This window comes from Acidobacteriota bacterium, from assembly GCA_009838525.1.
Lineage (GTDB): Bacteria > Acidobacteriota > Vicinamibacteria > Vicinamibacterales > UBA8438 > VXRJ01.
Window position 1 is genome coordinate 46,792 of record VXRJ01000003.1, and the last position, 12,757, is coordinate 59,548.

General features: G+C 67.9%; 8 protein-coding genes and 1 tRNA gene. 3 read left to right on the forward strand and 6 right to left on the reverse strand.

Annotated elements, in window-relative coordinates; all coding sequences use genetic code 11:
- Positions 1-6: 6 nt before the first annotated feature.
- Positions 7-636 carry a hypothetical protein gene (locus tag F4Y45_00595; GenBank protein MXY23011.1) on the forward strand — a complete coding sequence of 210 codons (630 nt, stop codon included), beginning with the start codon at positions 7-9 and terminating at the stop codon, positions 634-636.
- Positions 637-667: 31 nt separating this feature from the next.
- Here the strand turns inward: F4Y45_00595 and F4Y45_00600 are convergent, their stop codons facing one another.
- Positions 668-1,957, reverse strand: a complete 1,290-nt coding sequence (locus F4Y45_00600) for a beta-lactamase family protein (protein MXY23012.1) — start codon at positions 1,955-1,957, stop codon at positions 668-670.
- 333 nt (positions 1,958-2,290) lie between these two features.
- The gene (locus F4Y45_00605) at positions 2,291-4,753 is read right to left on the reverse strand and encodes a response regulator (protein ID MXY23013.1); all 2,463 of its coding nucleotides are present in this window, start codon (positions 4,751-4,753) and stop codon (positions 2,291-2,293) included.
- A gap of 301 nt (positions 4,754-5,054) precedes the next feature.
- On the opposite strand from F4Y45_00605, the gene F4Y45_00610 reads away from it, so the two are divergent.
- Both F4Y45_00610 and F4Y45_00615 read left to right on the forward strand, forming a co-directional pair.
- The gene (locus F4Y45_00610; GenBank protein MXY23014.1) at positions 5,055-5,279 is read left to right on the forward strand and encodes a hypothetical protein; all 225 of its coding nucleotides are present in this window, start codon (positions 5,055-5,057) and stop codon (positions 5,277-5,279) included.
- Positions 5,280-5,344: 65 nt separating this feature from the next.
- Positions 5,345-5,421, forward strand: a tRNA-Arg gene (locus tag F4Y45_00615).
- A 443-nt stretch (positions 5,422-5,864) separates the two neighbouring features.
- On the opposite strand, the gene F4Y45_00620 is transcribed toward F4Y45_00615, so the two are convergent.
- From F4Y45_00620 to F4Y45_00635, 4 genes are all read right to left on the reverse strand, one after another.
- A complete protein-coding gene (locus tag F4Y45_00620) occupies positions 5,865-7,112 on the reverse strand; it encodes a hypothetical protein (GenBank protein ID MXY23015.1) in 1,248 nt (415 codons plus the stop codon).
- A gap of 75 nt (positions 7,113-7,187) precedes the next feature.
- Entirely contained in the window at positions 7,188-11,258 is a 4,071-nt protein-coding gene (locus F4Y45_00625) for a cobaltochelatase subunit CobN (protein ID MXY23016.1), read from the reverse strand.
- Positions 11,230-11,562, reverse strand: a complete 333-nt coding sequence (locus tag F4Y45_00630; protein ID MXY23017.1) for a DUF2149 domain-containing protein — start codon at positions 11,560-11,562, stop codon at positions 11,230-11,232. The genes F4Y45_00625 and F4Y45_00630 overlap by 29 nt, the downstream gene beginning before the upstream one ends.
- Positions 11,528-12,343, reverse strand: a complete 816-nt coding sequence (locus F4Y45_00635) for a hypothetical protein (GenBank protein MXY23018.1) — start codon at positions 12,341-12,343, stop codon at positions 11,528-11,530. Before F4Y45_00635 ends, F4Y45_00630 begins: the two co-directional genes overlap by 35 nt.
- Positions 12,344-12,757 lie beyond the last annotated feature (414 nt).

Here is a 12,757-nt window from a genome sequence, read left to right on the forward strand (position 1 = left end):
CCGTAGATGCGCAAGGCGGCGATTACGCTCGCGGCGCTGGCCGTGCTCGGCGGGCTGTTCTGGTGGACGGTGCAGAGCAGCCTGGCCGAGCCCTACGTCGTCGACTCGGACCTGGTTTCCGATTGGGAGGTCGCGCTACGAGGCGGGCCGGCGCGGGGCGCCGGCCTGCTCGTACTGGAAACCGCGGATCAGCTTCGCGCCGAGCTTTTCCAGCAGATTTTCACCCGCACGATGGAGTCCATGGTGTCGCCGCCGTGGGCTTCGGTGCCGCTGGTGCTCAACGCCGAGTACGCCGACTCGCTGCGGAGCGCGCTCTCGCCGGAGGATCTGCTCCGCGCGGCGGAAGAATCCGGATTGTCGGACGCCGTCCCCGCGCCGATCTGCATCGGCGTGATCCGGGGTGAAGGCGCCCAGAGCACGCGCCAGCTCTACTACGCGATCTTCGAGGCCCCCGAGGTCGGCCGCTTCCGCGAGACGCTGGCGCGGCGTTACGCGGAGGCCGGCGGGACGGCAGCCTTCGAGCCGGGCGGGTTCCCGCTGGTCATGCCGCTCGCGGCATCCGACGGGAACTTCGCGAGCTGGTGGCCGCTTGACGTCAGCGCCGCCGACTGCCTGGCGCCGCTCGTGGCGCAGTAGGCCCGAAGCGGTCACAGCCGGCCAAGGGCTGTCAGTCGACGATGGCCTGCATCACGGCGTTCTGGAAGTCGACCCGGAGCGGACCGCCCGGCGTCTGCACCATCAGAATGGCCGTCAAGTCCTCCTTGGGATCGACCCAATAGGTCGTGCCGAAGGCGCCGCTCCAGCCGAAGCTGCCGGTCGATCGGTGGTCGTTGCGGGCCTTGACGGCGTCGAGCACGACGTCGACGGTCAGCCCGAAGCCTTTCCCGGGGCTACCGCCGGTGCGTCCGGCCTTCGCGTAGAGGTCGCCGACGTGATTCGAACCCATCAGATCGACGGTCCGTGAACCGAGCAGCCGCGTGCCATTCAGCTCGCCCCGGTTCACGAGCATCTGGGCGAACTGCAGGTAGTCCTCGGCCGTCGACCAGAGACCGCCGCCGCCCCCATGCAACGTCTTCGTGGCCACCCATTCCGGCACGGGGCGGCGCTCCAGTCCGTCGTCCGTGCGACCGTAGAGCGTGACGACACGCGGCATGTTCTCATCCGCCACGTTGAACGCCGTGTCCTTCATCCCGAGCGGCTCGAAGATCCGCTGCCGCAGGAACTCGTCGAAGGTCAGCCCCGAGGCGACCTCGACGATCCGGCCCAGGGTGTCGATCCCCGCCAGCCCGCTGTAGGCCCAGCGGGTGCCCGGCTGGAAGTCGAGGGGGGCCGCTCCGAGCGCGGCCGTCCAGTCCGCGACGGTGCCGGTCAGGTTGCGAGGCGCGATGCGTGACGTCGCCTCGCTTGCCACGCCGCCGCTCCCGAGACCCGATGTGTGGGTGATCAGATCCTGCACCGTGACCTCGCGGTTGGCGGGCACGGTATAGACGTCGTCTTCCTCGCCCGCGGCATTCGTTCGCGGCATCGCCACCTTCGTACCGTGGAACTCCGGGATGAAGCGGGACACCGGATCCGACAGGCGGACCTTCCCCTCTTCGACCAGCATCAGGATGGCGACACCGGTCACCGGCTTGGTCATCGAGGCGATCGGGAAGATCGTGTCCTTGCGCATCGGCGCATTAGCTTCGATGTCCATCAGGCCATGCGCCTCGAAGTGGGCGACCTGCCCGCGCCGGGCGACGACGGTGACGGCGCCCGAGATCTGGTCCGCGTCGATGGCGCGCTGGACCATCTCGCCGATGCGCTGGAGACGCTTCGCGGACAGCCCCACGTCTTCGGGCGTCCCGACGGGCACCTGGGCGCCGGCCGGGGCAACCGTGAGCAGGACAGCGAGGATGAGTATCAACGACACGCGGGGAACGAGGCGGACCCGGTCACGGGCAGTGTTGGCGCGCATGAGTAACTCCTTTGATCGCGAATCGACTGCGGTTGCCCCGCAGCATACCGCAGCACCGCGGTCCCTGCTCCAATCGGACGCACCGGCATCGGCGCGACGCTACGCGGCCAGAAGCGACGCTACGCGGCCAGATCGCTGTTTCGCACAACAATCGCCATATAAGCCTTGAAATACTCCCTTCAGTAGGGTCAGTCCATGATGTCGAGTGGGTTGAAAGCGAATGAGACTTCGCATCGCAGGGACTCGAAGACATGTTGCGGAACGGATCGAGCATCACAACGGGTCGGCCAGTGCGGGGTGTGGATGGGCCAATCGCCTCGGTGTGGAACGGGCTCACCGCTTCTCGGGTCTGGGCATGCGGTAGCCAACGCCGCGCTCATTGCAGACGTAGGCTGGGTTGGCCGCGTCGTCGCCCAGCTTGCGGCGTAGAGTCTTCACGATCGCACGTACCAGCTTCGGATCGCCGGAGCCACGGTCCCGCCTGCTCCACGCCCGGTGCAGCAGCGAGTCGTATGTCACGGTCCGGCCAGCGTCGGTCGAGAGCACGCGGAGCACCTCGTACTCCGTAACCGTCAACGTGACTGGACGGCCGGCCACGGTAACGCGGCGTTCGTCGTAGTGGATCGCCAGCTCCCCCAGCAGGAAGGCTTCCGGCTCGGCCCGTCGGCGTAGCGCCGCGCGTACTCGCGCCGTCAGCTCCGACGGTGAGAAGGGCTTGACGATGTAGTCGGCAGCTCCTGCATTCAGCGCCCTGACGATGGTCTCGTCCCGGCCGTAGGCCGAAATGAAGATGACCGGCAGATCCTCGAGCTCGCGCATCTCTTCCATCAACTCGATGCCGTCGGTGCCCGGCAGCATTAGGTCCAGCAGGACGAGCCGAGGCTTGTGCTTCCTGATGAGACCGGGCACGGCACTCGGGTCGCCGGTCACAACCGGGGCGTAGTCTGCCTCGGTGAGAGCGTCCCGAACGTACCTAAGCGTCTGCGGGTCGTCGTCTACGGCGAGGATGCACGTCTGCTCCTCCCCCTTCCGAAGTCCGCGAGGACGGCTCCGAGCGGAGCCGGTAGCCCCAGCGATGTCCTCTGCCACCGGCAGGGTGAATGTGAACCGGGTGCCCCGCCCCGCCCCGTCGCTCTCGGCCCAGATGCGGCCTCCGTGCGCCTCCACCAGTCCCTTGCATATCGACAGCCCCAGGCCGTAGCCCGCAAACCGGTGTTCCCCCTCTCCAGCGGCCGCGCCAGCATACTTCCGGAACAAATGCGGCAGACGGTCCGGCGGCACGCCCCGGCCCTGGTCGGACACCGAGATCGCCACATGCAGCCCGTCCCGCGCGGCGCCAACCCGGATCGGAGACGACTCTGGAGACTGTCGCGACGCGTTCGAGAGCAGATTGTTGAGGACCTGAACGATGCGGCCCGGGTCGGCCATCACCCGCGGCAAGTCCTCCGCAAGGTCGATTTTCAGGTCGTGCCCGCCGCCGCTGCTGAGGAGGGTGTTCCTGGCCCGCTCCACCAGGCTTGCCACCCTCGCCGGCTCGACCGAAACCGACAGCGTGCCCGTCTCGATGCGTCCCTGGTCCAGCAGGTCGGCGATCAGGCCAAGCATTTGGTCGGCCTGTTCGTCGATGACCCGGAGAAACTGTAGCGTCTCAGCCGGGTCCGGCGCCCGCGAGGAACCCAGCAAGGCGACTGTCGAACCCTTGATCGAGCTCAGCGGCGTTCGCAGTTCGTGGCTCACCATACCCAGGAACCCGACTCGCAGGCGCTCCAGCTCCTCCAGCGGCGCCAGATCCTGCATGGTGACCACCATCGACTCGACCGTGCCGTCCGCCGACCGGATCGGCGTGGCATTGACCAGCGTTGTGACGCTCGGGCCGTGAGGGACCGAGAGCGTAATCTCCTCGGCGCGCACCGTTTCGGCGCTTGTCAACTGCTCCGCATTCGGAAACTCCGCCAAGGCGACTTCGCGCCCGTCGCCGAAACGGCAGGTAGTCACGTCCAGCAGATCCTCCAGCGCCCGCCCCGGCACGCGCAGGCGCTCGACGATCCGTCGCGCCTCTCGGTTCAACGACACGGGGCTGCGGCTCTTACCGTCGAAGACGACAACGCCTACCGGCGAGGTCTCGACGAGAGCCTCCAGGTCGGCCCTGGCCCGCCGTTCGTCCCGGTGCGTGCGGGCGTTGGCGATCGCCGTCGCCGCCTGCGACGCGAACAGGACCAGAACCTCCTCGTCGGCACTCGTGAACTGCTGTCCGCCCTCCTTCCCGCCCAGAAAGAAGTTGCCGACGTACACATCGCGGTGGCGCATCGGCGTGCACTGCATCGCCCCTGACACCATCAGCTCCCAAGAGAATCCGAGCTCCCTGACATAGGCTGGCAGATCGGCCACCCGCAACGACTTCCGTAGATTCCGGAAGTGCTCGAACAGCCGCGGTCCGTCGGGCCACGCAGCCATTTTCTCGTGCTGTCCTGGCGCGAGGCCGACGGTCACGAAGTCCTGCGGCTGCCCGGCTTCATCAACCGTCGCGATCACGCCGTACCGGGCGCCGGTCAGCGCGCGGGCGTTGTCGACGATCTCCCGCAGGACGGTTTCGAGGTCGAGGCTGGCGCTGACGCGCAGGACCGCGGCGCATAGGTTCGAGATGCGGTCCTCGAGCGTCTTGATCCGTCGGCGCAACTGGTCGGGACTCTCCTGCACGTTACCCCCTCCTTGCCGGACGTGGCGCGCGAGGCATCCCGAGACGCGAGGCGGCTCCTCACGCGTTTCGTCGCCGCAGATTATTGCATACTCGCACAATAATCGTCATACGGCCTTTCACCATCTCCCAAACCTCACACACGATCTGCGATCCTTTTGGAAGTATGTCCTACAGCGTCGAGAATTGGGCCACGTTCCGGTGATTTCGCGGGCCTGTTCGGCGGGCATAGTCCTCCTCGGGGAACCTCCCGTCAAATGGGGGTTCTCCCCCTGACCCACCCGTCGGGCAGGCCCGCACTTCGGGACATCGGGGAGAAAAGCGTGGCGCGCCCGCTCATGCCCGAGGGCTCGGCAGTCTAACGCCGCCTGTTTCTAACCTGGCAGAGGAGAGAAGCTCCAGATGAGTAGTGAAGACGATCGCTCACCTGTTGCGCCCCACGTTCTACGTGCTGAAGTTCTTGATGGGAAGGTGTGGATCGAGGTTCTGACCCCTGTTTATCAGGTTGGTCAGCCGGGGATGACTCGTGTGCTTCATGTGCCGATGGAGGTTCAATCTGCATTGGAGGCGGCATACGAACTTCTGCAGGCAGCGGGAAAGGCGGCGGAACAGCGCCCCCGCAGTTGACGCCCCGGTCCGAAACCGTAGTACGCTTGTTGGGTAGTTCCGTAAGTCGTTCATTCCAAGAGTACGCGCCCGTAGCTCAGCTGGATAGAGCGTCGGCCTCCGGAGCCGAAGGCCACAGGTTCGAATCCTGTCGGGCGCGCCAACCCCCATTCCCCGGCAGCAACACAAACAACTTGCCTGTTTCGTTCACAATCGGTGCTTCCCCATCAGGATGCGACGGATACGCTCCTCCCGCTCCTTTCTGCTTCGGTGCGCCTCGCGGAATGACCGGACCAACACCACGACGAGCCAAACGACCACGCCGGCAGCAACGATGAACGGGACGTACTCCATACCGTCGAAATGTGCTTCAGTGGCTGTACCTAAGGGAGTATCTCAAACAACGTGTGATCTTTGGGAGATGAAGAAACGCCATATGGTGATAGTTGTGCGAAACAGCGACTTGGCCGCGTAGCGCCGCGTCGAGCGCGGCGATACTGCCGTCGTGCATGTAGGACGCCGTCACCGAGACGTTGCGGAGCGTCCGAATTCGACGCCGGCCGGATGCTCGTCGACCGGGGCCGCGGACGGAAACGCCGCGCCTTGTCAGGGAACGAGCGCGAACAGGACTTCCGAGCGCCCCCCGCTGCGATGATCGCCGCGCGCGTTCACGTTGTCTTCGTTCCACGCCAGCGCGAAGCGCGAGCCGGCGGCCCGGATGGCGGGAATGAGCGACGCCGTAGGGTTGTCGGTGAGCCGGCGCGGCGCCCGGACGGGGATGCCCGCCGCCGTGAACTGCTGGAAGTACACCTCGTGGGGCCGGCCCGGCTCGGACTCGTCCGACCATGCCAATCCGAACCGCGCGCCGTTCCAGGCGATGTAGGCGCCCAGCGATTCCCCCGCGGTGTCGGATACACGCGCCGCCACCGGCTCGATGCCGTGAGGCAGTTCCTCCTCGTCGACGACCGCGAGATAGACTTCCGCGTTCCCGTCGCGCGTGTCCCACCAGGTGACGGCGGCTCGCCCGGCGCCGAAAGCGAGGTCGGGATAAACGGAGGATGCGCCGTCGTCGGCGCTCAGCCGATGGAGTGCCACCCGGTCACGGCCGAGGCGCGCGACGAAGAGCTCGGAAGCGCGCGTCCCCAGTTGCGCATCGAAGGCAACCCACGGAACGCCCTCGGCGTCCACGCGCAGATTCAGGTTCCACGTCGTGCGGCTCGCATCGGCGATGCGGCGCGCCGCTCCGACGGGCTCGCCGTCCAGATCGAGCTGCTGTGCCCAGATGGCGGCCGAAGGCTCTCCCTCCGCAGGCGTCCGCGGGTCGTCGGCTGCAGGCCTCCGCGAACCGTCGCTTTCCGACTCCCGCGCCTCCTCGATCCAGACGCACTGAATCCGGTCGTCGGCCGCCGCGACCACCGTCGCCCGCCCGTGGCGGCGGGGATCGGACAGCGTTCTCTCCCAGAGGGGCGCGCCGTCGGCCGTCCACGCGCCGACCTTGGCGAACGACGTGGAATCGTCTGCGGCAACTTCGTACCAGCCGACGACCAGGTCGTCCGAGACGCTCGGGCGGGAAACCGCGAGGCTCGGCTCGTACGAGCGCCCCGCGCCCGTCGTTAGTCGGTACTCCTGGGAGACCGGCCTGCCGCTTCCGTCGACGAGCCGCGCATGGATCTCCGGCAGCCCATGGCGCGTGTCATGCCACGCGATCGCGAAACCGCGGGGATGCGGCGCGAGGCTTGCTTCGTAGGCCCCACGCCCACTCCGGCTGACCTGTACGGCGTCCGACTGGGCGCCAGCGGGCGACGCGGCGGAAAAAAGAGCGGACGCCAGCAGTATGGCAACCGACGGCCTCATTGAAGCATGTCCCCGATGCGGCGCGCGATCCGCCCTAACGCTGCTCGAATGCAGCGGGGGCTTCACCACGGCCTCCTAGCCGCGCCGGCGCCAGCGCCACAGGGCGAGCAGGCCCAAAACCGGGACGCCGACCCAGAGCGGGGTCCACACGCGGTCATCCGACCCCGTGGCCGGTGGCGCGGGCAGCAGTTCGGCGGCATCCGCCGATTCCTCCATCCGGTAGCCCTCGATGTTCATCGTCGTCAGACTCGGCCGCGATTCGTTCCAGCGGACGAACTCCTCGGCCTCCGCCGCCGCGGACTCGATGTCGGCGCCGATCGCCTCCTCCATTGCCGTGCGGTAGGCCTCGAGCGCCGGACCCGGAATGTTCATCACGGCCCCCTGCTCCAGAACGTAGCGCAGCAGCCGGGGATTGCCGCAGGTGTGTGTGGAGCAGCCGACCCCGTGCGCGGCGACGCTGTCGACGTGCTCGCGGAGCAGGCGATCGAGCGTCGCATCGTCCGCCGACCAGTACCCCTTGCGAATCGTCTCGACCATCCGGCCGGTGATGTCCTGGTAGGCGTGAGGCGAGTGCTCGTCGAAGAACGCCTTCAGGTCGAGGTCGTGCTTGTCCTCGACGTACACGGCGAACGACTCGTTCCACATCGCGTCGTCGACAGTCTCCGGCACCGTGGCGTCCCAGCCCCACAGGTACTCGACAAACGCGCGCATCTCGCCGGCGCCGGCGTAGCCCTCGCGCTGCATCCCCTCGATCCAGACGGGGTTGACGTAGCGCGTCCGGAACTCCGCGCCGAGGAACTTGTCGATGCCCGTCATCTCGGGCCGGCCCGGGTCGCGCGTGTTGGTGACGACCATCTGCGGGCTCTCGCCGTCGATGTTCCGGACGGCCGCCGCGAGGCCGCCCGCGTACATGAAGAAGTCGTCGTTGTCGAGGGCGCCGTAGAGCATGGTGGAGCTGCTGTGCACCACCTTCTCGGTACCGGAGAGGGCAAGACGGAACACGTCCTCCATCGGCTCGCCCCAAAATCCGTTGCCGTAGCCGTGGCCCATCTTCGACAGGTACTCGTCGGTCATCGGCCGGTCGCTGTCCCAGGTGCCGCTCGCGGCGGCGATTCGCGACGTGTTCAGGTTGAACGTCCCCGGTGGCTCGTCGAAGATGCGCACCCCGGCGCGCCTGTCGGCTTCCTCCTCCGCGTATCCGCGGTCGATGAGCGCCGCACGCGTCGCCAGGTAGTGACGACGGACGAAGTTCTCGGCTTCTTCGAGCACCTTCACCCGCTGCACCGCTTCGTCCATCAGCCGCGTGACGTTGTTGAACATCCCCTCGGCGGCCGAGGCAATCACGATGTCCACGCGCGGCCGGCCGAGTTCGCGCGCCGGAACCACCTCGACGTCGACTACGTTGCCGCGAGCATCCCAGACCGGGCGCGTACCGAGAAGGTGGAAGATCTGGGACTCCAGCACGCCCTCGTGCCGCATCGTCTCGGTGCCCCAGATCACGAACGACACCTTCTCCGGGTACCGCCCGTGCTCGGCGACGTGGTCCTCCAGCATCTGGTCGGCGAGAGAGACGCCGAGTGTCCACGCGGCCGGCTTCGGCACCTTGTCGGGGTCGATGCCGTAGAAGTTCTTGCCCGTGGGGTAGGCGTCCGGATTGCGGATGGGCTCGCCCCCGTTCCCCACGGGGACGTAGCCGCCGTCGAGCGCGTGCAACAGGTGGCCGAGCTCGCGCGGCCCGGACTCCACGATGCGCCGCTCCATGTCCGCCGCCATCACCGTCGTGTCGTCCGGCAGCAGGTCGCGGTCGACCGACACGATGGCGTCCACCGTGCTCGCGCGCATCTCCGCCCCCGGCGTACGGCCGAAAGCATGCAGCCCATAAGGGATGTTCTGCCCCCGCAACTCGATCAGGTAATCCTCGATGGCGTGCAGCGTGTCGTGCTCGATCTCCGCCCCGGTCCCCAGGTCCAGGCCGAGGTCCTTGACCATCCCCAGGTCCTGCGCCTGCCGCCGGATCTCGTCCGCGTACGCCCCGGCGAGCTGCACGTTCTTGTGGACGTTGTTGTGATAGTCGTCGACGCTCTCGCTGAGCACGGCCAGCTCGGGCAGCAGCCCGCTCCTGACGAACGGCGGCACCATGTGGTCCACCAGCGTCGCCATGCCGCGGCGGCGCGCCACCAGTCCCTCCCCCACCACGTCGACGTTGTAGACGTACAGGTTGGGCAGGTCGGCGATCAGCGCATCCGGCGCGTCGGCCGCCGACAGTCCCAGGTCCTTGCCGTCGAGCCATTCGAGGGTGCCGTGCGTCCCCAGGTGAATGACCGCATCGGCGTCGAACCCGACCGGTTCGGGCGCCCGCAACCAGGAATAGGTCGCGACATACTGGTGATGCGGCGCCAGATCCTTGGCGTGATACAGCTTCTCGCCGTCCGCGCCCCACCCGCGCGCCGGCTGCGGCAGCACGGCGACGTTGCCAAAGCGCAAGGCCGGGATGATGAAGCTGCCGTCCCTCGCCATGAGGTTCACGTCCTCCGGCCTGCCCCAATCGGCGACCACCTTCTCGCGCAGCTCCGGCGCATAGCCCTCGAGCCAGCGGAGATAGTCACCCATCCAGGCGCGCGCGGCGCCGCGCCGGGTCAGCATCGCGTCGAGCTCGCCGGGGGCGTACCCGCCGACGTTCCGCGCCCGGGCGATCATCTGATCGAGAAGCCCTTCCGACGACAGGTCGATATCGTCTCCGCCGAGGTCGTACCCGGCCGCCTGCATCCGCTGAAGGACGTTCGCCAGCGACTCGGCGACGTTCAGGTAGCTGGCCCCTATGCCGGCCTTTCCCGGCGGGTAGTTGTAGAAGAGGATCGCCACCCGCTTCTCGGCGTTGTTGGTGGCGCCCAGCACCGCGTAACCCAACGCCCGCCGGACGGCCAGCGTGATGCGCGAGGAGATCGGCTGACTGGAGATGATGGTCAATCCCGTGTCCGGATCCGTGCGGCGTTCCTTGCTCCCGACGACCGTCGGCGCGACCAGCCCGGCCAGCTCCGGCGCGGCGATCTGGAACGTCCCCTCGAACATCGACAGCCCCTGCGCGGAGGCGCGCCACTCGGCCTCGCTCCGGCCGTAGAGGCTGATCAGGCTCAGAACCGGGATGTCGAGCTTTCGCAGCGACTCGCCGGCGTCGGGGCCGGCGAAGCGGAACAGGAACGTCAGCGCCACGTCGGCGCGCGCTGCCCCGTCCGGATCGCGGAGCAGCGTCTCGAAAGCAACGCCGGCCGGATAGCCGAAGATCGGAATCGCTTCGGCGCCCTGTCGCTCGATCTCGGCGATGATCGCATCGACGAGCGCGGTGTCTCCGTCGTCGTAGCTCGATCCGTAGAAGCCCACCGCCACTCGCAACCCACCCGGCCGGTGCTTGCCGGCGGCCCGGCGCCAGGTATCGAACGCCTCCCAGTCGGCAAACGCCCTGCCACCCGGCTCGGCGGCGTCTCCGCCCGTGCCTGGCAGGTCCGGGTAGTAGTAGCCGGCCTCCAGGCTCGGCTGCGGCTCCGGCACGTCGAGACCCGGCACGCCGGCCGCCGACAGCACGTACTTCAGCAGCCCCACCTGGTTCGCGAATCCCGAGTACTCCCAGAACGCCCGTGCGCGGAGATCCCAGGCTACCCCGCGTTCGACGTAGTGCTCCCGTGGCAGCAGACCCTCGCCGACGCCGAGCACGAGCCCCTGACCGGTGATCTGTTCGACAAGGTCGACGTCGTAAGTGGCGTCGAAGCGGTCGAGCGTGTGCGCGTCGTGGACGTGGAGAACAAGCACGTCGCTACGCAGCACCTCTTCAAGATCGACAGAGTCGAGCAGCGATTCGGTAACAAGAGTGACCGAGACGCGCTCGCGCAGTCCGGGACGCTCGTCGAGCACCGCCTTCCAGGCGCTCAGGATACCGGGCAACGTGGTGTCGCCGGTGAGATACGCGAGCCGGATCTCCTGCGCCGCGGCCGAACCGGCCGTGGCGACGGTCAGCAAGGCGACGCCGGCCGCGATCCGCGCGATCCGCTTGAGCCGGCCGCTACGTCCGCAGCCGGCCGCACGCCATCGGGCATCCACAACCGCGTATTCCATACCGCACCTTTCAGTCGGGCACGTAGACGACCTGTCCATCGGCCAGGCGATAGGCGGTGCCGAGGCGCTCACCCTGTCCCCCGAGCGTCTCGCCGGTCAGCTCGTAGGCTGTGATCTCGGTGCCCCGCTTGACGATGATCTCGCTCAGGCCATCGGCGTTGGTCTTGACCAGCGTCACCTCGCTCTCCGGATTGACCAGATCGCCGATGCGATAGACGGAAAAGAGCGTGATCATCAGGCCGACGATGAACACCACCGACACGTCGAAGATGTTCGCCACGCCGGAGAGCGGATCCTCGTCTTCCGCGTCAGCGGGCGACGGCAGATGCAGAAAGCGTCCCATGGTGTCGTTCCTCCGGCGCGATTCCGCTCAGCGCGTCCCGCGCGAGCTCTCCGGCAAGGCGCTCGGCCAGGAACCGCTGCTCGCGCACAAACTCGTTGACCCAGCCGTGGCGCACGATCTGTATGACGTAGGCAATCGTCCCGGCCGCGAGGCCGACGATGGTCGTCGTGAAGGCGACGACCATCTGACCCGCCATCGCTTCGAGGTTGCCGGCCGTCAGCGAGGCCAACGCCGTCCCCATGGGAATCAGCGTCCCGAGCAGGCCCAGGCTGGGCCCCACCTTGACCAGCAGCCGCGACCCGTTCAACGTGCGCCGGACCCGCTCCTCGCGCTCCAGAACGAGGTGCTCGAGACCACCGTCGGAGAACGACGGCTTGTGGCGTTCGGCCTCGACGTCACGGAGCAGGCGGCGGAGCGGCGCCGGCAACGCCGCACGACGCCCGGCGTCGGCGCCCAGCACCGAACCGGCATCCAGCCACGCGTTGAGGTCGAAGCCGCTGCGCTCCCGCCGCCGGGCGAGCCATTCCATCACGCATCCGCCAGCCATGAAGACCGCCGCCGCCACCGCGACCCAGAGCATCGCGATCACCGGGAAGCGCAACACCTGCGCCAGAGCGAACAGGCCGTTCTCGAGGGTTCCGAGCAGGCTCACCCGCGCCTCCGGAGCGTGTGCAGACCGCCGAATGCAACGACTGCGGCGAACCCCAGGACTACGCCTGGATGCACGGAGGGCCTGACCATGTCTCCTGCAGCGAGGTTCATCCCCTGGGCCGCGCGCCATCCTCCGGCTACCCCCGGAGCGGCGGCGACGGCCAGTCCCAGCACGCCGAGTGCGGCCAGCGCGTCCTCACGGACCGAGCGCGCCGCAAACCCTGCATCGCGTGCCGCGGAAACGGCTGCAAGGGTGACGACACCCGCCGCCAGCAGGCACGCGAGCCACAGCGGCAGGCCGTAGCCGTCCAGCACCCTGCTCCATAACCCGCCTGCCGTTCCGGCGACCAGCGGAGCCACCAGCGATGCCGGAACTCCTCGCGGACGAACGAGCGACAGGCCGGCAGCGGCCGCGACGAGCACGCCGGTCCATCCCGGATCCGGGCGGAGCCAGGCGCTGCCGATCAGGAATCCGGCCGCCAGCGCCAGGGCGCCGTAGCGGTCCCGCGCCTCGGTCGCTAAGACCGAAGCAGCGAGCGCGCAC